Here is a 19,827-nt window from a genome sequence, read left to right as displayed (position 1 = left end):
CAGTTGCCGTTCACAGCATATTCGACGCGGTGGTCCCCGCGGATGTGGTCGGCTCAGCCCGGGCGAAAACCCCACCACACGAAACGGCGGCGGGTACGTGCCGCACCCGCCGCCGATCCATCATCGACATCGTGATGTCGAGGTGTCAGGTCACTTCCAGCGCGCGAGGATCTCGTTCGACCGCTCGGCGAGGACCATCTGCCAGATCGGACCGAAGCTGACACGTCCCACGCCGAGTCCGGCGAGAGCCGCCTTGTCGCTGTTGACGGGGTGGCCGATGGCGTTGACCGGCAGGGGCAGTTCCGAGGTCAGACGCTTCTGGACGTCGTCGCTGTGGAAGCCGACCGGGTACAGCACGTCGGCTCCGGCCTCCGCGGCGAGCTTGAGCCGGGAGATCGCGCGGTCGACGCGGTCGGACTCGTCGCCGTACTCCTTGACGAACAGGTCGGTGCGGGCGTTGACCACGACGTGGACTCCTGCGGCGTCGGACGCGGCGCGCAGCGCTCCGACGAGATCGGCGTGCTCCTGCGCCTCGCGCAGACGGCCACCCTCGCTGTGCACGGTGTCCTCGATGTTGAGGCCCACGGCCCCGGCCTCGATGAGCCCCTCGATCAGACGGTTGGGGTCCTCGCCGTAGCCGGACTCGATGTCGACCGAGATCGGCACGTCGACGGCGGCGGTGATCTGCTTGATGCGGGTGAGCACCTCGTCGAAGGTGAGCCCCTCGTTGTCGGACTTGCCGATCGAGTCGGAGATCGGGTGGCTGCCCACGGTCAGCGCGCTGAAGCCGGCCGAGACGGCGAGGTTCGCCGACCATGCGTCCCACACGGTCGGCAGGATCACCGGGTCACCGGGCTTGTGGAGTTCGAGGAGTGCCGTGGCCTTGCTGCTCAGGTTGGTCATGTCCTGGCTCAACGCACGTCGGTCGGATGTATTTCCGCCCGTCCCATCATGTGAGAACGCGCGTTCTCTCAGTCCCGTCGAGCGCCGACCCGGTCCGCGAACGGGCGCGCCGGACACACTGCAGTTTCGTTAGGCTTGCAATAGAGTTCGTCCATGCAACCGCCTCCCGCCCAGCCGACCGCCGTCGAGCGGGAGCAGCTCACCGAGTTCCGTCGGAGCCTCCGTCTGCGTGCACGCGACGTGAGCTCGCAGATTGCGACCGCGCGCTCGCAGCTCGATGAACTGACCGACGACAGCGTGGTGGAGATGCGCGACGAGATGTACCGACTCGTCCGCGAACGAGACTCGGTTCTCGACACCCTCGACCGACTGGACGACATCTACCCCACGTTTCGGGACCTGGTCGCCTGACCGTGCCCCGGTCGGATCCGACAAGCGAGGTGGGTCTACAGCCCGAGGCTGCGGGCGATGAGCATCAACTGCACCTCGGTGGTGCCCTCACCGATCTCGAGGATCGCGCTGTCCCGCCGGCGTACCCGCGTCCCGGCTCGCCGAGCAGGTTGGCGAGCCGGGATCCGCACGTCGTCGGAGGTGCGATCCGGTGGTGCACCCGGGCTGGTGGGTCAGCGGTTGCCGAGCGGGATCGATCCGTTGCCGAGGTTGATGCAGCCCGAGAACGTCTGGAAGTCGCCCGCGAACCCGAGGCCGCCGGTGCATGTCGCGGCCGAGCGGCCGGTGACGGTGACCGTGGCCCCCGGACCGGCGATGCCGATGGAGAGACCGGGCTTCACCCCGGTGAGGTCGGCGACGGCGCCGCGTCCGCTCGCGATGGCGGCGGCGGCGTTGAGGTTCTGGGCCTGTGAGGTGGCCTTGCCGCCGCCGAGGCCGATGCCCAGCGACAGTCCGTTGCGGCCACCGTTGGCGCCGGCCGCGCCCTTGGTGTCGCCGATGGCGGCCGACGTGCCGGTGGCGGTGGAGGTCGCGGTGCAGTTCTCGGTGGTGGCGGTCTGGCCGGGCAGGGCCGGGCAGGCCAGCGGTGCCGCGGCGGCGGGTGCGGCGCCGAGGGCGATGCCGGCTCCGGCGAGCAGGCTGAACGCGCCGAGGGCGCTGACGCGGCGGATGGAGGTGGTCGACATGGGGTTCTCCTTCGGTGACGGTCTTTCCGATGGTGGCCACTCCCGGAAACACGTACGGCGCAGGATGGTGTCGATCCGGTCACGAGGCGATCACACGGAGGTGTCGGCCCCCGCGGCGGCGAGCGCGCGTCAGTCGGTGACGAGGTCGTACCCGCGCAGCGTGGTCGCGAGCTGACTCCGCGCGCGGTTGAGCCGCGACTTCACCGTCTGCACGCCCACCCCGGTGTGCTCGGCGATGTCGGCGTAACTCAGGTCGCCGAACTCCCGCAACACGATCGCGGTGCGGAAATCCTCCGGCAGTTCGGCGAGCGCCGACCGGAGCTGATCCCGCTCGGCGACGTGGTCGTCGAAACGCGACGCGGCGTCGTCGGTGAGGACGACCGGCTGCTCGGTGTCGGTGAAATCGACGGTGTCGGTGCGGGGTTTGCGCCGACGCACCACCGCCAGTGCGCAATTCGCGGTGACCCGGTGCAGCCAGGTGGTGAACTTGGCCTCGCCGCGGAACCGGTCGAGGTGTTGCCACGTGGAGATCAGCGTCTCCTGGAAGGCGTCCTCGGCGTCGTGATTGTTCCCGGTGACGTTCAGGCACACCGCCCACACCCGGTTGCGGTGCACCGACATCAGTTCACCGAACGCCTGCTGGTCACCGCCGCGGGCACGTAACAGCAGTTCCGCCTCGGTCGCTCCCGGATCGGCCATCGTCTACCCGTGCCAGTCGGTGCCGTGCGAACCCGTGTCGTGAGCGCCGGGATCGTGGCCACCGTCATGACCGGTGCCGTCGTGGGCGGAGTCGTCGTGACCCTCGCCGAGATCGTGGTCGAGATGGACGTGATCGCCGCCGCCGGACGCGGGATCGTGCAGCCCGGTGTCGTCGGCGCCCGTCGGGTCGTGATGGGCACCGTGTTCGGTCGCGTAGACGTCGTCGGTGTCGGGAACGGTGCCGTGGTCGTCCATGATCGGCACGTTCGCGGGGTCGACGGCAGGGGTGTCGGGGTCCAGAGCGACCGACAGTGCTGTCGTCCAGAGGTGTTCGGGCACCGCGTAGTCGGCGTCGAGATCGAGGCCCAGGGCGGTCAACACCGGGGGTCCGTCCTCTCCAGTGGGTTCGAGGTCGGTCATGAGATCAGCTCCGATCGGGTCAGGAAGGTCTTCGCCTCGTTCGTGCCGACCACCCCGGTGACGAAGGCCCGGATGTAGGAACTCGAGCTGGCGTAGGTGATCTCGGCGGTGCTGCCGGGCGACTGCTGAATCCCGGCCGCCGCGGTGCGCGCGGTGTTCTCGACCACCGTGCCGGTGCCGCCGGTGTCGCCGCGCCGGATGCGGACCACGTCGGTGCGCGCCTGGGTCCGGTCGGCGGAGACGGTGATGCGGGCGCTGGTGGTGAGCAGTCCGGTCACCAGCCCGCTGTCGGTCGAGATCGCGCAGATGATCTGCGGGATCCCCGAGGGGCCGTCGTTCGACTGTTCGCACCCGGTGAGCGCGCCCGCGAGTTTCTGTGGCAGTCGCGCCACGATCTCCTCGGGCGTGGTCGCGCGCAGCCCGGTCATCGACACCGATCCCGTCGAGTCGGCCGAGGGGTTCGGCGCGGGATTGTCGGAGCCGCCCGAGGTGAGGACCACGACGACCGCGACCACGGCAGCCACCACGACCAGTGCGCCGCCCGCCAGTACCGCCCGTCGCCCACGGCGCGGGGACGAGGCGTCGACCGCCGCGATGCGGCCCGATCCCGGCGTCGCCTCCGCGCGGGCCGTGTCGGTGCTGATCGCGGCGGTCGGACCGGTCGGCACGGACTTCCACTGCGACATGAGGTCGGCGGCGTCGGGGAGCACGGCCTGCCGGGGACGGTCGGAGATGACCGCGGCGAGAGCGCCCTGCGCGACCACCGTCTTGGGATCGTCGAGGGTGGCGACGGGGCCGAGGGTCTGCAGCGTGCGCTGCACCAGCGGGATCCGTGAGGTTCCGCCGGTGAGGTACAGGGCGGTCAGCTGATCGCGCGATCGGATCCCGGCGTCGTGGAGCACCGCGCGGGTGAGCGCTGCGGCCGCATCCAACGGAGCGGCGATGAGTTCGTCGAACTCGTCGCGGGTGATCTGCAGCGTCTCGTGGAACCCGCCACCGGCGGCCGTGATGGTCGCCGACGGCGCCTCGGAGAGCAGCTCTTTCGCGCGGCGGATCGACTCGTCGAGCTGATGGCGCACACCTGCCGGGGCCGTGCGCCGGAGATAGTGCGCGAGATCGGGGTTGCGTGCCTCGAGCTGGTGGTCGACCCACCGCCGGATCAGCGCGTCGAAGTTCTTGCCGCCCAAACCGTTGTCGCCGCGGGCAGCGATCACCGAGAACCCGCCGTCGGCGTCGCGGACCAGGACCGCGACATCGAGGGTTCCGCCACCGAAGTCGAAGACCGCGATCGTGGCACCCACCGCGAGATCGGTACCACGCGCGTAATGGGCTGCGGCGGCGCGAGGTTCGGAGATGGTGGTGATGGCGGACGGGTTCATGCCCGCCCATCCGGCCGCATCGAGCAGCACCCGGACCTGTGCCGGTGACCACGCTTCGGGATGGGTGAGCACCAGGTGTGATGGCATCCGCCCCGCGTGCGCGGCCGCCGCCCGCGAGAACACGGTGCGCAGAACCGCGCCGATGGGCAGCGACGTGCCGATCAGGTGGCCGTTGACCGCGATGGATTCCTGGCCCACGAGTCGCTTCGGGGCCGGGATGAACGCGGCCGGGTTGCGCTGGGCCTCGTTGACGGCGTGGTCGCCCACCGCGATGCGGTCGGGCGCGTCGACGAACACCCCCGACGACATCAGGTTGCCCGCGTGCGACAGCGCCAGCGACTCGATCGCGCCGCTCACCGCGGCCGAGTGCGCCGCCGCGGTGTTCGACGTACCGAAGTCGACGCTGAGGATCCACTCCGCCGGTGCCATGGAGGGATCATCCCTGACCGGTCGACCCGTCGTCATCCCGCCTCGGGACCACTCGGCGGTCACGGCGCCGGCCTTCCGGTCACGGCGAGAGCCGAATACGCCCGGACCACGTCGACCACCGCGGCGTCCTCGGCGGCGGTCGCGGTCGACAGGGCGTGGGCCTGGGTGTCGGCGAGCCGGATCCGGGCCTGCTTCCGCACCTGGTCGAGCGTGGCGTCGAGGGGGAGACCCACGCATTGGGCGCCGGTTCGACCGGTCAGGAGTGTGCGCAGGTCGTCGGCGATCGCGGCGTACGGATCGGCCGCCAACAGGCGCTGCAGATCGGCGAGCAGCGCCACCCGTAGCATCGCCGGGTCGCTCCGGACGCCGTAGGCGATGGCCCGGATGTGATCGCGCGCCGGGTGGCTGTAGGCGAGCGCATCGATGCGGTCGAGCACGCGGCGGGCGCGGTTCAGGGACGCGAACTCGCCGAGCGAGGTACGCAGCACCTGCTGTAGCAGCGTGATCCCCGAGTGCGCGACGAGCCACTCGTTGAGGGCGGCGGCTCCCCGAGCGGCCACGGTGCGGCCGTTGATCACCCCGTACTCGCCGAGCAGGTCGAGCAGCCGGTCGCGGGTGGCGGCGTCGATGGCGCCCGGCGCATCGGACTCGAGGTGGTCGACGAGATCGAGCGGTGCCCACGACGCCAGCGAGGCGAGCGCCCGCGCGTCGGCCTCCACGAGCGCGCCGGTGTGACTCGTCTGCGCCATCAGACCGGAGATCGGCACCACCGTGGAGACGGTGTCGGCGAGCTGGCGCGCCAGCGTGCGGGCGTGGTCGGCGGCGTGCTCGAGTGGGTCGCGCCGACCCAGGGCTCCTTCACCGAAGCCGTCGGCCCGCGACAGCACACCGAGGGTGTTCAACGGTGACAGCGGCAGCTCGCGCAGGAACGCCAACTCGTCTGCGCGGGGCGCCGAATCGAACAGGAAGACCGCCGCGTCGGCGTCGACCGACGCCGTCCGCGTCTGTTCGAACCCGTCGATGAGCACCCGACGCGTCGCGGTCTCGTTGCCCGCGGTGAGTGTCGCGAGCCCGGGGGTGTCGATGAACGTGAGGTCGCGGATCGCAGCCGAGGGCAACCAGCGGTGCAGGTACGCGATCTGCTCGTCGGGCAGCGGGAGAGCCGCGGGAGCGGTCGGTGTCGCGCTGTCTAGTGCGACGGGGTGCCGTGCGCCGTCGAGTGCGACGACCTCTGCCCGTGAGGGCGCGCCGTCGGAGTAGATGGTCACCACGCGCGTCGCCTCGAGCGCCGCGGTCTCCGCGACGGGTGCGCCGATGAGGGCGTTGACGAGAGTGGACTTGCCCGCCTTGAGTCGGCCGACGACGACCAGCCGCGGCGGCGCCCACAGCGTCGCGCCGATCTGGTTGGCGTGGGCGACGAGGTCACCGCCCAGGCCGGCGAGTGCGCGGAGTCCGTTGTCGAGGACGACGTGGACCGGATCGGGGTACGGCATGGGCGTGTTCATGACGTCACCCCGGCGGAGACGCGGGCGAGCATCGACTCGGTCTCGGCGAGCCGCTTGGCGATCACCGAGCGGTTGGTGTCGAGGCGTGCGAGGTCCTTCTCGCGCCGTGTCGCGTCAGAGGTGGCGGCGTCGCGCGCGACACCGATCTGGCGCTGCAGGTCCTCGATCGCGGTGCGCAGGTGCTCGCGATACCGGATGACGATCTCCGGCCGGGCCTGGGCGATGGCGAGTTCGAGCAGTCGAGCGGTGACGGTCTTGGTGGTGGCCAACGTCTCCCGCAGCCACGACAGCAGGTTCGTCTTCCCGGTGCGCATCGCGCGGAAGCCCAGATTGACCCCCACCCAGACGGTTCCGACGATCGCACCCACACCGAGTGCGGTCGACAGGCCGATGACCCCGCCGATCATCGACGACCCCATGATGCCCATGTTGAGCAGCGTGGGGTCGAACAACCCGTGCCTGCGGCTGCCCACCGGCTGGGCCTCGATACGTGGTCCCTGCAGGGAGTCGACGATGCGCCCGCAGATCTGCTCCCACACCACATCGGAGTCGAACCGGGGCGCGATGATGGTCGAGTAGAGCTGTTCGAGGAACTGCGACATCGTCACCGCCAGTGCGCGTTCGAGCTCGTCCTGCATGTCGGCGGTGAACTTCTGTGGACTGCGCCGCAGCACCTCCATCCCGCTCTTGTTGATGCGGGTGGTCCAGCGGGCACGGATCTCGTCGAGCCGACGGTCGCTGTCGTCGATGGCCTGCTGTCGCAGCTGCGTGAGATCGCGGGCGAGGTACTGCTCCCACTCCCGGCTGCGGTCCTTCAGGGCCTCGAGGGCGTCGAGCTGCGCGGTGAGGTCGGGCAGGGTGGTCCCCCGGCCGGCGACCGCGGCGTGCTCGGCGTCGACACGACGTTGGACCGCGAGCAGACCCTCGCGCGTGGTGCGCAACGCATCTGCGGCGGGAAGGCCCTGTGCTGCGTCGAGGCGCCGGGTGATCTCGACGCGCAGATCGGTGATGCCCGAGCTCATCTCGGCGCGATCACGCTCGGCACCGGGCGGGAGGTCGGCGGCGAGCACCGCGCGCAGACTCGACACACCGATCACGGGGATGTCCCGCTGCAGGTGGGTGGTGAGCAACCGACGGTTGTCGGCGACGATCGCCTTCCATCGCCGAATGTTCTTGTCGGTCTTGGTCACCGCCACCACGAGGGCGTCGACCGAGGCGCCGGCCTCGCGGATGAAGTCCATCTCCGGTGCGGTGAGCGGGCTCGAGGCGTCGCACACGATCACCACCACGCACGCCTGCTGAGCGGTCTGGACCGCCAGTGCGGCCATGGCCGGATCGAGTCCGCCGACGCCGGGGGTGTCGACGATGGTGACCCCGGGCATCGCGGTCTCGGTGACCGGGATGCTCGCGCGGGTGGGCAGCGACTCGACGTGCGGGTCGCGCACCTGACGACCCCCGACGGTCACCCAGTCGGGAAGGGCGGTCAGTGGGATCTGCTCCGAGCGGTCGGGGAACAGCAGGGTCGCGGTGCCGTCGAGCGGCGGGTCGTCGGTGGGGGCGACACCGATCGCGACCGTCGTCGTGACGTCGACACCCACAGGCGACAGGTCGCGACGCCCGACCAGGGCGTTGACCAGTGAACTCTTGCCGCGCTTGACCTCGCCGACGACCACCACGGTGCGGGCCTGGCCGTCACGTGCGGCCTTGCGCGCTGCGAGGTCGGCGACGTCGTCCATCTTGTAGGCGCGCAGCACCGAGGCCGCAGAGGCGAGCACGGAGTCGGTCTGTGCGCGCAGGTCGGACGGTGCCACCTGTGCCGATCGTGCATCTGTATCGCTCATGACCACGTTTCCGAATCTGGTTAACTGGGCCCGATCCCAGCAGGAGGAGACCACATGCGGTCGAGAGTAGTTCTCGCCGGCGTTGCCGCCGTGCTCATCGCGACCACCGTGACGGGGTGCACGATGTCGGTCGACGGACAGGCCACCCCCGCCTCGCAGACGTTGTCGCCCGGTGAGGTCGATCTCGCCGCGCTGGACCCGGGCAGCTATCAGACGACCCCCTCGCCGGCGTTCGGCATGGCCACCGGCGAGCAGATCGTCGAGTACGAGGGCCAGCGGATGGCCGAGTTCGTCTATGCGCCCTTCGAGATCGACCCCGAGTTCACCGACGTGAAGAACCCGACGTCGATCATCCGCAGTCGCGCGAATCTGACCAACGTGGTCGGTCGCGATGCGGCGTTCGTCCCCGCCAACGACCGTCTGGTCGCCGGGTTCGTGACCTCGGCGGGCACCCCGCAGCTGAAGCTGAGCGACCCGACGCGCGGGATGAACCTGATGGTGGTGCGCTACACCGACACCGGTGCGGCGGTGACCGCGTCGCGGTCGATGTTCGACGCCATGGTGCGTCAGAACAAGGCGATCCCCGTGCCGCTCGCCGGCCTCGGCACCACGTTGGCGGCCCGGACGAACGCCGGGGGCAGTGCCGCTGTGCCGATCGCCCCGACCCTCGCCACCTTCACGCCCTACAAGGACTACGTGATCTATGCCTGGGCGACTGCTCCTGCGGGACAGGAGAAGCGGAGTGAGGACACGGTGCGCACGATCCTCCGTCGCGAGCCGGGCTTGATCGACGGGTTCCCCGCCACGCCCACGAAGTCGCAGAACGGCGGGAAGCCGGTCGAGGTCGCTGTCGATCAAGATCAGATCCTTCTTTATGCCCTGCCGAACAAGGATGCGAACGCGGTCAACGGTTCTGACCGAGCGGTCTACGGGCCGCGGGGGATGGCGCACATCGCGTCGTCGCCGTCGACGATGCTGTCGGCACTCACCTCGGCGCAGTCGACGCACAACGCGGTGTGGGACACCACGGTCTATCGCGCGGCGACCGGCACCGGTGCGACGTCGATCATGAACGACCTGGTGAACGCCGACGTCCAGAACGGGGCGACCAAGGTCGACTCGCCGAAGGGGTTGCCGATCGCGTCATGCGTCTCGCGCGACACCGACAACGGCCAGGAGAACACCTGTTTCGTGACGGTGGGGCGCTACGTGGGTGAGGCCGACGATCGCGATCCGACCGTGGTGGCGCAGAAGATCTCGGCGCAGTACCTCATCCTCACCCGGGCCGATCAGACCGCCAACTGACCGACCCCTCCCCGGGTGCAGAGCTTGTGCCCTGCACCCGGATCCGAACTCAGTACCCGTGGTGGTAGGTGTCCGAGGCCGAATGTGCCGACGGATCCTCGATGAACGGCACCGAGGTGTGCATCGCGGTCGTCGAGTCGACGTGGCCGTCGTGGTCGGAGTCGACCTCGCTGGTGTCGAGCGTGCCGTCGTGGTCGGTGTCGCGCATGACCATGTCGATCCGGCCGTCGTGATTGGTGTCGAAGGCGAGCACGTCGACCTTGCCGTCGTGGTCGGTGTCCTTCTGCCCCATGTCGATCTTCCCGTCGCCGTCGGTGTCGGCCAGCATCACGTCGGCCCCGTGCGAGTCGGTGCTCCACCGCATACCCGACGTCCCCGCCGAGCTGCCCCCCGCCGAGGTGCTCCCCGACGAGCTGCTCGAGGAGTCGGTGCCGTACGAGCCGTAGCTGTCGCTGCTCGTCGACCCCGCGTGACCGGAGCCGGCGGTGTCGCCGCTGCTGCCCGACCGGGTCTCGTCGGCGGTGTACCGGCTCGACGTGCTGGTCCCCGAGTACGGGCTCGTCGAGGAGTCGGCGCCCGAGCTGCCGTAGGTCGAGGAGCTGTCCGACGAGGACGCGCTCGGGGACGACGCGCTCGAGGAGGATCCGGTCGCGGTGGATCCGGCGAACGAGTGCGCGGTGGCCGCGCCCGAAGGGGTGCCGGAGGCGTCGGCGTAGCCGTCGTGGTCGGTGTCGATCGAGCGGCTGTCGTAGCGGCCGTCTCCGTTGGTGTCGGTGTCTGTGACGTCGGAGCGACCGTCGCCGTTGTTGTCGACGAGGCGCACGTCGGCGCGGCCGTCGAAGTCGGTGTCCTTCTCCTCGACGTCGGTGCGGCCGTCACCGTCGGTGTCGACGAGGTAGACGTCGTTGGTGCCGTCGTGGTTGGTGTCGTTCTGGTCGACCTTCATGGTGTTTCTCCTCGGTGCTCGTTGTGGCTGTTCTTGTCGGTCACAGCATTGGATGCGGCCGGGTGTGAGGAATGTTCCGGAGTTCGGAAAAGTTTTTTCGTGACTTCGTGACCTGCGGTGATCGAGGCCTTGGGTCCACTTGGCAGTATCGGGACGATGAGTGCACTGATCCATGCCGACGAACTCGAGGTCGGTTCGGTCTGGCCGTTGGGCAGCCACACGCCGACCGAGGACGAGATCATCGATTTCGCGCGTCAGTGGGATCCGCAGCGGTTCCACACCGACCGGGCGTTCGCCGCCGACCACTTCTTCGGGGGCATCATCGCCAGCGGCATCCACACCATGGCGATCTTCCAGCGACTCGCGGTCCCGGCGGTGTTCGATCGGTGGGCCACGATCGCCGGCCGGGGGATGAACGACGTGCGGTTGCTCCGGCCGGTGCGACCCGGGATGGAGCTGACGGGATCGATCACCGTCGATGCCGTGGAGCTGCACCGACCCGACCGCGCGAGGGTGTCGTTGATGGGCCTGCTCGACTCACCCGACGGTGCGGTCCTCACCATGGCCCTCGAGATCGCGGCTCGTCGCAGGTCGGCTACCGAGAGCTGAGACGTTCGCCGGTGACGTCGACGAGGTGATGCACCGGGTCGTGGATGAAGTACCGCGCGAGGGTCTCGACGGTGAACACGCTGCCGTCACTGCGGCGACCGGTGTTGTCGCGCGCATCGGCGGGGACCCCGCGGAAGTCCCTCGCGAGAGCGAGGCCGGCGTCGCGGAGTTCGGTGAGGACCATCGCGGGGTCGTGCTCGGCGTAGCGCTCGGCGATCGCCGTCGCGTCCTGATCCCAGTTGTCGAACTGCGGATCGGTCTGCGTCAGCATCAGTTCGAGACGGGTGGCGAAGATCCGGAAGACGTCGCGGACGTGCGCCGCGTACTCCAGTGGCGACCAGGTGTGGTCGTTCGGACGCTGCGCGGGATCGGCGACGTCGAGCGCTCGGGGCCATCGGGTCACGTTGTCCTCAGTGAGGTCGGCGACGGCGTCGAACGGGATCCGGGAGGCGTCGAGTCCGCAGGCAGGGCAGGCCTTGCGCAGCACCCAGGTCCAGTCGGCGGTGTCGCGTTCGATCGGCACCACCGCACGGTAGCGAGATGCCCTGTGGTCCGGCCGACCACAGGGCATCTCTGGAGGGGGTTGGCGCGAATTGTGCGGAGATCGGCAGGATCTCAGTACTCGTGGCCCTCGGCGTAGGGCGCGGGGGTGTGGATGTGCGAGGTGGTGTCGAACGCGCCGTCGTGATCGGTGTCGACCTGGTGGGTGTCGAGGAACCCGTCGTGGTCGGTGTCGGTCTGCACGATGTCCACTCGCCCGTCGTGATCGATGTCGGAACTCTGCTTGTCGATCCGGCCGTCTCCGTCGGTGTCGACCTGGGCGAAGTCGATGCGTCCGTCACCGTTGGTGTCGGACAACGTGACGTGGTCACCGTTCGCGTCGGTCGTGGTGTGGACGCCGACCTTCGACAGGGGGTTGTCCGGTGCGTAGGGGCCCGTGGCGTCGACGCGACCGTCGCCGTCCACGTCGCGCTCGGTGACGTCGAATCGGCCGTCGTGGTCGGTGTCGGTCTGCACGATGTCCACTCGACCGTCGTGATCGCTGTCGGTGAGCTTCAGGTCCACCCGCCGGTCGAAGTCGGTGTCGCGCTCGGAGACGTCGACACGTCCGTCGCCGTCGGTGTCGATGAGACGGACGTCGGCATGGCGGTCGCTGTTGGTGTCGTATTCGCGAGTGGTCATCTGAGGTCTCCTCGGAGTGCGGCGATCGCAGTGGGTCTGTCGATCGGTTGCACATGGGATGCGTTGGCCGGTGCGAAATGTTCCCGGCGCGGGTCCTATCGGCTCATTAGGCTGACCGGCATGGGACGAGCCGATGCCACTCCGCGGCCCGGTCGCCCGGTGCGCGGTTCCACCAGCGGGCGCCCGGTCATGGTTCTCCTCGACCTGCTGGGCCGTCGGGCGACACTGGGCATCCTCTGGGCGCTGGCCGAGGGCCCGGCGTCGTTTCGCTCACTGCAGGACCGTGCGGGCGGAGTGGCCGCGAGCACGCTGAACACGAGACTGGCCGAGTTGCGCGAGGTGGGGCTCGTCGAACGCACCGACGCCGGGTACGCGCTCACCGGCGACGCGAACGCGCTGCTCGAGATGGGGGCCCCGCTGGCGGCCTGGGCGGACGACTGGGCCGCGCGCATCGTCGACCGATCAGCGGATCACTGAACGCGGCCCTCGCCGAGAACGGCGATGGTCGAACCGCTTCTAGCGCGAGCCCGATCGGACGGCCTGCGCGCCGAGGAATGCGACGTAGGCGCCGAGCCCGATCCACCCGAACCTGCGGGTCGCGGGGATCGCGATGGCGGTACCGACCACGGTCTCGGTGATGCCGTTGCGGGTGATCCACGTCGCGGTGTCGTCGGGGAAGGCCTGCGCGGTGATGCCGGCGAAAGCCTGCGGCACGACGAAGTGGGCCACGCCGGTGGCCGCGAGGCCTGCGCCGACGACAGTCGCGGCGGTGACGGGTCGGTCCGACATGGCATTACTCCTCGGTGAGTGGCAACGGTGTTCGAGGGTGCAAGTCAATCGCACGACCGCTCTCGAATCAAGAGCGGTCGTGCAACGGAGGTCAGAGCCGTGGGTCCACCGGCTCCGATTCCATCGCGAGGAGTCCGAACACGCACTGGTGGATGCGCCACAGCGGCTCGCCCTCGGTGGCGCGACGCAGAGCCTCCAACCCCAGGGCGTATTCGCGCAGCGCCATCGACCGCTTCTGCCCGAGGTTGCGTCGCCGCAATCCCTCGAGCGTGGACGGATCGGTGTAGCCGGCGCCATAGATGATCCGCAGGTACTCGCGACCCCGCACCTTCAGTCCCGGTTGCACGAGCCCCTTCGGTCCGCGCCCGACGTTGGTGAGCGGCTTGACCACCATCCCCTCACCGCCGGAGCCGGTGAGTTCCTCCCACCACGCGATCCCCTGCGCTCGCGACGACGCGTCGGCGGTGTCCACCACCTGTCGCCGCGTGGTGCGGAACAGCTCGGGAGCCTCGTCGACGAGTCGATCGGCGATCCCCAGATGCCAACCGTGGTCGCGTGTCTCGTAGGTGGTGCCATCGCTCGCGAGGACCTGGAACGGCGCGATCGCGATACCCAGTGGAGAGTTGATCGGCGCCACGTGGCGACGGTAGGCGTCGACGAACCGGTCGGCGTCGGTGGCGCGCGAGCGCGTCCGGGCCAGTAGATCACCGACCGCGAGCCCGCGATCGGCGGCCGCCGCGATGACGGAGACGGCGGCCGGTAGAGCGGTCGTCGCCGCGGCACCGACACGGGCGTACTGGTCACGGACCAACGCCTCGGCCTTGACCGTCCACGGCAGGATCTCGGTGTCGAGCAGAATCCACGTGGCATCGAGTTCCGCGAACACCCCCGCCGCGTGCGCCGCGCGTGCGACCGCCGTCAGGACCTCGGTCTGGGTGTCGGAGTCGAAGAAGGCACGACCGGTCCGCGTGTGGACGACGCCTGTGCCGTCGACACCCACCTTCACCACGGCCCGCGAGCCCATGTGCTTCTCCTCGCAGATCACCTGCGGCACCGCGTTCTTCGTGAAGAAGTCGAACGCCTCGTCCGGGTGCTCCAGCATCCCGTCGCGCGACGAGCTGTCGACGGGCGACATCGTCGGGGGCAGGTACACGAGTTGATCCGGTGCGACCGCGAAGCGGCTCATCACCTCCAGGGCGCCGGCCGCGTTCTCCGCGCGTAACGAGACCCGACCCATGTGGGCGGTGTCGATGACGCGCGGCCCGAGCACGTCGGTGAGCGCGAGCACCTGCGGATCCCGCTCGGGCGGTGCGAGCGGCCGGACCGGCTCGTAGTGGGTGGCCGACGCGGGCACCGAGACGATCTCCCGTTCGGGATAGCGCAGGGCCGTGAGGCTGCCGCCGAACACACACCCGGTGTCGAGACACAGGGTGTTGTTGACCCACTCGGTGGTCGGTACCGGTGTGTGCCCGTAGAGAACCGTTGCGGCACCGCGGTAGTCGTCGGCCCACGGGTAACGCACGGGCAGCCCGAACTCGTCGGTCTCACCGCTGGTGTCGCCGTACAGCGCGAAGGCACGGACGCGACCCGACGCGCGTCCGTGGTACTTCTCCTTCAGCCCTGCGTGTGCGACGACCAGCCGCCCCTCGTCGAGGACGTAGTGGGCGACGAGACCGTCGCAGAACTCGCGCACGTTGGCGGTGAACTCGGGGCCGGCCGCCGAGAGCTCGTCGAGCGTTCCCAGCAGTCCGTGACTCGGGGTGACGTCCCTGCGAACCAGCGCGCGAGCGAGTTTGGCCTCGTGGTTACCCGACACGCACAGCGCGTTGCCCGACGCGACCATCCCCATGGCGAGACGCAGCACGCCGACGGAGTCGGGGCCGCGGTCGACGAGGTCGCCCACGAACACCACGCGTCGTCCGGTGGTGTGGGTGGCATCGACCGGTTGCCCATCGGCGTTCTCGGCGATCGCGTAACCCAGTCGCACCAACAGGTCCCGGAGCTCGCCGAGACAGCCGTGGACGTCACCGATCACGTCGAACGGCCCGTGGTCGTCGCTGCGATCGTTGAACAGTCGGGTTCGTGTGAACGACACCTGCGCCACGGCATCGACGGAGTCGAGCACGTGGACGGTGCGGAATCCCTCGCGTTTGAGACTGCGCAGTGAGCGCCGCAGCTGGTCGTGCTGGCGCTTCACCACGTGTGACCCGAACGTCCGGTCGGCGCGTGATGCGTTGCGTTCCACGGCGAGAGACACCGGGAGGTCGAGGACGATCGCGACCGGGAGCACGTCGTGCTCCTTGGCCAGCGCGAGCAACGACTTCCGCGACGACGCCTGCACATTCGTCGCGTCGATCACCGTGAGCAGCCCGCGGGCGAGCCGCTTGCCGGCGATGTACTCCAGCACGTCGAAGGCGTCGGCGGTGGCGCCCTGATCGTTGGAGTCATCGGACACCATCGCCCGGCAGTCGTCGCTCGAGATGACCTCGCTGGGCGCGAAATGTTCGGCGGCGAAGGTCGACTTGCCCGACCCGCTGGTCCCGATGAGCAGCACCAGCGACAGACGCGGGATGGCCAGCTCGGTCATGACGCCTCCTCCAGCGGCTCGCGAACACGGAAAACGGCCATCTGCGTGGGTGATCCGACGGCGTCGACGATCTCGCCCACCGTGCGCAGGTCGACCGAGTAGCCGTATCGGTCGGCCGTTGTTGCGGTCCAGGTGGCGAACTCGGTTCGCGTCCACTCGAACCGGTGGTCGGTGTGACGGAACGCGCCCGATGCGAGACCGGGGTAGCGGACGTTGTACTCGGCGTTCGGTGTGGTGACGACGACCGCACGGGGGCGCATCGACCCGAAGACCGTCGACTCCACGGTCGGGAGCCGTTCGGGGTCGATGTGTTCGACGACCTCCATCAGCACCGCCACGTCCATCCCCTCGAGTCGGTCGTCGGTGTACATCAGCGACGACAGCAGTAGTTGCAGTCGCTCGGACTGTCGTTCGGTCATGCGATCGGTGTGCAACCGGGTCGCGGCCGTCGACAGCGCCGAGTCGGACACCTCGGTGCCCACCACCGTGGTCACGCCACGGATCTCGAGAAGTGACGCCAGCAGTGCTCCTTGGCCGCATCCGAGGTCGACCACCGATGCGGGCTGCAGTTCGCGCACCGCCTGGAGGACCGCGTCGTGCCGGGCGCGCACCAGCGGGCGTGCGGTGGTGGCCACCTCGTCGGCGACGGCGTCGTCGGCCGGGCGGTCGTCGAGTTCGACAAGGCGCTGTATCGCGGCCTCTTTCAGGCCTCGCTGGCGCGCGAGATAGCGGTGGCTGACGAGGTCGCGTTCGGGGTGCGTTGCCAGCCACGAGCCCCCCGTGCGGACCAGCTTGTCGATCTCGCTCTCCCCGACCCAGTAGTGCTTGGCGTCGTCGAGGACCGGGAGCAGGACGTAGAGATGGCTCAGCGCGTCGGCGAGTCGCAGGGTTCCGCGCAGTGTGAGGGACACGAACGGTGCCTCGCCCCATTCCGGTCGGGTTGCGTCGAGAACGACGGGAGCTGCGTCCACCGTCCACCCCAGCGGGCCGAACAGTCGTTGCAGCAGTGCGGGATCCCCGGGCACCGCGGGCAGGGTGATCTCCAGATCGACGGCGCGGTCGACGAGGTCTTCGTGAGCCGGGCAGCGGCCGTTCAGTGCCGATCGGAACACCTTGCCCATCGCGACGGCGAGAAGCGACGACGCCACGTACGGGCGGTCGTTGATGTACTGCCCCAGGGCGAAACCGTCGCGCGCGCCCGAGCGCCCGCGGACGAGTGCGACCGGATCGACCTCCAGCAGCAGTGCGACGGTGCATCTGTCCTCGGTGACCTCGGGGTAGAAGACCTGCGCCGTCCCGCCGTAGACGTCGAACGACTGCACCCGGTCGGGGTGCTTGTGCAGCAGGTGGCCGAGGTCGCTCGGGACGTCGAACGCGCGCGAGCGGTGCGCCGAGATGGTCAGGAACATCGGGTCAGTGTGCCGCACCGGTGCGCTCGGACACCTCAGGTTTTCGGCGCCCTGACTACTCTCACGATGTGACCGAGCGGCTGATCGTGGTGAGTGCGGTGGTGATCCGCGACGTCGAGGGACGGGTGCTGACCGTCCGCAAACGGGGGACGTCGCGGTTCATGCTCCCGGGGGGCAAACCCGAGGCGGGGGAGTCGGCGGCACAGGCCGCGATCCGTGAGGTGCTCGAAGAAGTCGGTGCCGTTCTCGATCCGGAACTGCTCGTCGACCTCGGCGTCTTCGCGACCCCCGCGGCGAACGAGGACGGTCACACCCTTCGCGCATCGGTCTTCGAACATGGATGGGTGGACATCCCCGGTGCTGCCGCGGAGATCGCGGAGCTGCGCTGGCTCGAACCGTTCGTCGGGGACCGTCCCGACGTCGCCCCGCTGCTCACCCAGGCGGTGTTCCCACTCCTGGCGTCGCGAGCCTGACGTCCACAATCATCACCGCTCAGGATCGGGGTGTGGATACTCCACAGGCCGGCCGCCAGAGGTGAATGTCGTGTACCGCGTCGGCTGTTCAGATGAGTTCGGCGCGTCTCACGATCGACCGCGGAGCGATGTCCGAGAATCGCCCGATGCGGACAATGATGTTGCGACGCGCGCTTGCTTCGACTGCTGTGACGGGCGCACTGACCCTGGCGATGTTCACCGGGGCGACGGCTACCGGATCGAGCGTCGCGCAAGCTGATCCTGGTCCCGTCCACACGGTGAGCGACGGCTGCGGGTCGGGCTACTACGAGAATTCGCGGGGATCGTGCATCCCCGAGCCCAACTCGACGCCGAGCGGGATCCGCTGCAAAGACGGTACCTACAGCCACGCCACGACACGGCAGGGTGCGTGCTCCCGCCACGGCGGGATAGACAGCGGTTCGGGATCTGGCCCGACGGACGGCGATGCGGCCGCCATCATTCTCGGGAGCTTCGCCATCGGTGGGTTGGCGCTCGGAAGCGCAGCCCTCGGTCCGCTTGTCCTGTTCGGCAGCAGCTGACGGACAATAAAGGTCTGACTGGCGGAGGATAGGGGATTCGAACCCCTGAGGGCTGTTAACCCAACCCGCGTTCCAGGCGAGCGCCATAGGCCACTAGGCGAATCCTCCAGTGCTGCGATAGTAGCCGCGGCGGGGATGACGACCAAAAAGGCCCTGGTCGCGCCAAGGGTTGGAGTCGCCGCCACCCCACCGTCTACACTTGGCCTCGGATCCCGCGCGGCGTGCATCCTGTGAACTCCCCCAGGGTCGGAAGGCAGCAAGGGTCAACGGGCTCTCTCGGGTGCGCGGGATCCTCTTTTCATGAGTCCACCACGGCGCGGTGGTGTCGGACCGGAAGAGATCGTCTGCGAAAGGCCAGCGTGAACTACCACTCGATGAGTGCCGCCGAACTGGGTACCACCCGCGACGAGCTGGCCGAACTCTACGAGACGCTGCAGGCCGCAGGGCTGAAACTCGACCTGACCCGCGGCAAACCGTCACCCGATCAGCTCGACCTCTCCAACGGGTTGCTGTCGCTTCCGGGTGACACCCACACCGATCCCTCGGGTACCGATTGCCGCAACTACGGCGGCACCGCCGGCCTGCCCGGTCTGCGCGAGATCTTCGGTGAACTGTTGGCCGTGCCGCCGAAGCAACTGATCGCGGCGAACAACTCGAGCCTCGAGATCATGTACGACCTGACCGTGTTCGCCATGCTGCACGGCACACCCGACTCCGACGCCCCGTGGGGACGCGATCCGGTCAAGTTCCTGTGCCCCGCACCCGGTTACGACCGTCACTTCGCGATCTGCGAGAGCCTCGGCATCGAGATGGTCACCGTCGAGATGCTGCCCAACGGCCCCGACGTGGACGCCTGCGCGGCCCTGGTCGCCGACGATCCCACCATCAAGGGGCTGTGGGCGGTCCCGACGTTCTCCAACCCCACCGGGGTCAGCTTCAGCGAGGACGTGGTCCGTGGGCTGATGGCGATGCCCGCCGCGGCGCCCGATTTCCGCCTGTACTGGGACAACGCTTACGCCGTGCACACGCTGACCGAGGATTTCCCGGTGCCGGTTCCGATCCTCGAGATCGCCGCGCAGGAGGGCAACCCGAACCGCCCCTACGTGCTCGGGTCGACGTCGAAGATCACGTTCGCCGGCAGCGGGGTGTCGTTCCTCGGGTCGTCGGAGTCGAACATCGCCTGGCATCAGAAGCATGTCGGCATCAGCTCCATCGGCCCCGACAAGGTCAACCAGCTCCGACACCTCATGTTCTTCGGCGACGCCGACGGTGTGCGCGCCCACATGGCCAAGCACCGAGAGCTGTTGGCGCCCAAGTTCGCGCTGGTCGCGCAGATCTTGTCCGACCGCCTCGGCAATTCGAAGGTCGCGTCGTGGACCGAGCCCGAGGGCGGCTACTTCGTGAGCCTCGACGTCATCGACGGCACCGCTGCGCGCGTGATCGAACTGGCGAAGGACGCCGGGATCGCCTTGACCGCAGCCGGTTCCACCTACCCGTACAAGCGCGACCCGTACGACCGCAACATCCGTCTGGCCCCCACCTTCCCCGGCACGGAGGAACTGGCCACGGCGATGGACGGCGTCGCGACCTGCGTGCTGCTCGCCGCGGCCGACAAGCTGCTCTCGGTGGGTGCGGTTCCCGACCCGAAGTCCTGA

Annotated in this window: 20 protein-coding genes, 1 tRNA gene, 1 other RNA gene and 1 pseudogene; 8 read left to right on the top strand and 15 right to left on the bottom strand. The window is 69.1% G+C overall.

What is annotated here, in order from left to right:
• Positions 1–150: 150 nt before the first annotated feature.
• Positions 151–903 (bottom strand): isocitrate lyase/PEP mutase family protein, encoded by a 753-nt coding sequence (locus ACLBW1_RS00750; RefSeq protein ID WP_447809488.1) that lies wholly within the window; start codon positions 901–903, stop codon positions 151–153.
• 153 nt (positions 904–1,056) lie between these two features.
• Here ACLBW1_RS00750 and ACLBW1_RS00745 point away from each other — a divergent pair, with 153 nt between their 5' ends.
• Positions 1,057–1,314, top strand: a complete 258-nt coding sequence (locus ACLBW1_RS00745) for a hypothetical protein (RefSeq protein ID WP_447809487.1) — start codon at positions 1,057–1,059, stop codon at positions 1,312–1,314.
• Positions 1,315–1,349: 35 nt separating this feature from the next.
• Here the strand turns inward: ACLBW1_RS00745 and ACLBW1_RS00740 are convergent.
• The 7 genes and pseudogenes from ACLBW1_RS00740 to ACLBW1_RS00710 all read right to left on the bottom strand — a co-directional run.
• Positions 1,350–1,430 (bottom strand): annotated as a pseudogene (locus ACLBW1_RS00740) (acyl-CoA dehydrogenase family protein); the annotation flags it as partial.
• A gap of 96 nt (positions 1,431–1,526) precedes the next feature.
• Positions 1,527–2,039 (bottom strand): DUF6764 family protein, encoded by a 513-nt coding sequence (locus ACLBW1_RS00735; protein ID WP_447809486.1) that lies wholly within the window; start codon positions 2,037–2,039, stop codon positions 1,527–1,529.
• 129 nt (positions 2,040–2,168) lie between these two features.
• The gene (locus tag ACLBW1_RS00730) at positions 2,169–2,738 is read right to left on the bottom strand and encodes an RNA polymerase sigma factor (protein ID WP_447809485.1); all 570 of its coding nucleotides are present in this window, start codon (positions 2,736–2,738) and stop codon (positions 2,169–2,171) included.
• A gap of 3 nt (positions 2,739–2,741) precedes the next feature.
• Positions 2,742–3,158 carry a hypothetical protein gene (locus ACLBW1_RS00725; protein ID WP_447809484.1) on the bottom strand — a complete coding sequence of 139 codons (417 nt, stop codon included), beginning with the start codon at positions 3,156–3,158 and terminating at the stop codon, positions 2,742–2,744.
• A complete protein-coding gene (locus tag ACLBW1_RS00720; protein WP_447809483.1) occupies positions 3,155–4,966 on the bottom strand; it encodes an Hsp70 family protein in 1,812 nt (603 codons plus the stop codon). The genes ACLBW1_RS00725 and ACLBW1_RS00720 overlap by 4 nt, the downstream gene beginning before the upstream one ends.
• Positions 4,967–5,025: 59 nt before the next feature.
• Positions 5,026–6,471, bottom strand: a complete 1,446-nt coding sequence (locus tag ACLBW1_RS00715) for a dynamin family protein (protein ID WP_447809482.1) — start codon at positions 6,469–6,471, stop codon at positions 5,026–5,028.
• Positions 6,468–8,312, bottom strand: a complete 1,845-nt coding sequence (locus ACLBW1_RS00710) for a dynamin family protein (protein WP_447809481.1) — start codon at positions 8,310–8,312, stop codon at positions 6,468–6,470. Before ACLBW1_RS00710 ends, ACLBW1_RS00715 begins: the two co-directional genes overlap by 4 nt.
• Before the next feature lie 54 nt (positions 8,313–8,366).
• Between ACLBW1_RS00710 and ACLBW1_RS00705 the strand changes: the two genes are divergently transcribed.
• Positions 8,367–9,617, top strand: coding sequence for a DUF7373 family lipoprotein (locus tag ACLBW1_RS00705; protein ID WP_447809480.1), 1,251 nt, complete (start codon positions 8,367–8,369; stop codon positions 9,615–9,617).
• 49 nt (positions 9,618–9,666) lie between these two features.
• On the opposite strand, the gene ACLBW1_RS00700 is transcribed toward ACLBW1_RS00705, so the two are convergent.
• Positions 9,667–10,563 carry a hypothetical protein gene (locus tag ACLBW1_RS00700; protein ID WP_447809479.1) on the bottom strand — a complete coding sequence of 299 codons (897 nt, stop codon included), beginning with the start codon at positions 10,561–10,563 and terminating at the stop codon, positions 9,667–9,669.
• A gap of 156 nt (positions 10,564–10,719) precedes the next feature.
• Here ACLBW1_RS00700 and ACLBW1_RS00695 point away from each other — a divergent pair, with 156 nt between their 5' ends.
• Entirely contained in the window at positions 10,720–11,172 is a 453-nt protein-coding gene (locus ACLBW1_RS00695) for a MaoC/PaaZ C-terminal domain-containing protein (protein ID WP_447809478.1), read from the top strand.
• On the opposite strand, the gene ACLBW1_RS00690 is transcribed toward ACLBW1_RS00695, so the two are convergent.
• Positions 11,159–11,695: a DinB family protein gene (locus ACLBW1_RS00690; protein WP_447809477.1), complete on the bottom strand. Its 537-nt coding sequence runs from the start codon at positions 11,693–11,695 to the stop codon at positions 11,159–11,161. The two genes, ACLBW1_RS00695 and ACLBW1_RS00690, sit on opposite strands and share 14 nt — an antisense overlap.
• A gap of 92 nt (positions 11,696–11,787) precedes the next feature.
• Complete coding sequence (locus ACLBW1_RS00685) at positions 11,788–12,354, bottom strand: hypothetical protein (protein WP_447809475.1); 567 nt, start codon at positions 12,352–12,354, stop codon at positions 11,788–11,790.
• Positions 12,355–12,474: 120 nt separating this feature from the next.
• Between ACLBW1_RS00685 and ACLBW1_RS00680 the strand changes: the two genes are divergently transcribed.
• Complete coding sequence (locus ACLBW1_RS00680; RefSeq protein ID WP_447809473.1) at positions 12,475–12,831, top strand: winged helix-turn-helix transcriptional regulator; 357 nt, start codon at positions 12,475–12,477, stop codon at positions 12,829–12,831.
• 39 nt (positions 12,832–12,870) lie between these two features.
• On the opposite strand, the gene ACLBW1_RS00675 is transcribed toward ACLBW1_RS00680, so the two are convergent.
• The 3 genes from ACLBW1_RS00675 to ACLBW1_RS00665 all read right to left on the bottom strand — a co-directional run bounded on the left by ACLBW1_RS00675 (position 12,871) and on the right by ACLBW1_RS00665 (position 17,139).
• Positions 12,871–13,143 (bottom strand): hypothetical protein, encoded by a 273-nt coding sequence (locus tag ACLBW1_RS00675; RefSeq protein WP_447809472.1) that lies wholly within the window; start codon positions 13,141–13,143, stop codon positions 12,871–12,873.
• 91 nt (positions 13,144–13,234) lie between these two features.
• Entirely contained in the window at positions 13,235–15,730 is a 2,496-nt protein-coding gene (locus ACLBW1_RS00670; RefSeq protein WP_447809471.1) for a polynucleotide kinase-phosphatase, read from the bottom strand.
• Positions 15,727–17,139 carry a 3' terminal RNA ribose 2'-O-methyltransferase Hen1 gene (locus tag ACLBW1_RS00665; RefSeq protein WP_447809469.1) on the bottom strand — a complete coding sequence of 471 codons (1,413 nt, stop codon included), beginning with the start codon at positions 17,137–17,139 and terminating at the stop codon, positions 15,727–15,729. The genes ACLBW1_RS00670 and ACLBW1_RS00665 overlap by 4 nt, the downstream gene beginning before the upstream one ends.
• A gap of 68 nt (positions 17,140–17,207) precedes the next feature.
• Between ACLBW1_RS00665 and ACLBW1_RS00660 the strand changes: the two genes are divergently transcribed.
• Positions 17,208–17,612 (top strand): NUDIX hydrolase, encoded by a 405-nt coding sequence (locus tag ACLBW1_RS00660; RefSeq protein WP_447809468.1) that lies wholly within the window; start codon positions 17,208–17,210, stop codon positions 17,610–17,612.
• A 92-nt stretch (positions 17,613–17,704) separates the two neighbouring features.
• Positions 17,705–18,172, top strand: a complete 468-nt coding sequence (locus ACLBW1_RS00655) for a DUF3761 domain-containing protein (RefSeq protein WP_447809467.1) — start codon at positions 17,705–17,707, stop codon at positions 18,170–18,172.
• A gap of 19 nt (positions 18,173–18,191) precedes the next feature.
• On the opposite strand, the gene ACLBW1_RS00650 is transcribed toward ACLBW1_RS00655, so the two are convergent.
• Positions 18,192–18,280 (bottom strand) — tRNA-Ser (locus tag ACLBW1_RS00650).
• 96 nt (positions 18,281–18,376) lie between these two features.
• Between ACLBW1_RS00650 and ffs the strand changes: the two genes are divergently transcribed.
• Positions 18,377–18,471: signal recognition particle sRNA small type (gene ffs, locus ACLBW1_RS00645), an RNA gene on the top strand.
• Positions 18,472–18,531: 60 nt separating this feature from the next.
• Entirely contained in the window at positions 18,532–19,827 is a 1,296-nt protein-coding gene (locus ACLBW1_RS00640; RefSeq protein WP_447809465.1) for an aminotransferase class I/II-fold pyridoxal phosphate-dependent enzyme, read from the top strand.

The sequence above is a fragment of the Williamsia sp. M5A3_1d genome (assembly GCF_053345315.1).
The sequence above is the reverse complement of the archived record's forward strand: the minus strand, read 5'-3'. Positions and strand labels throughout refer to the sequence as shown.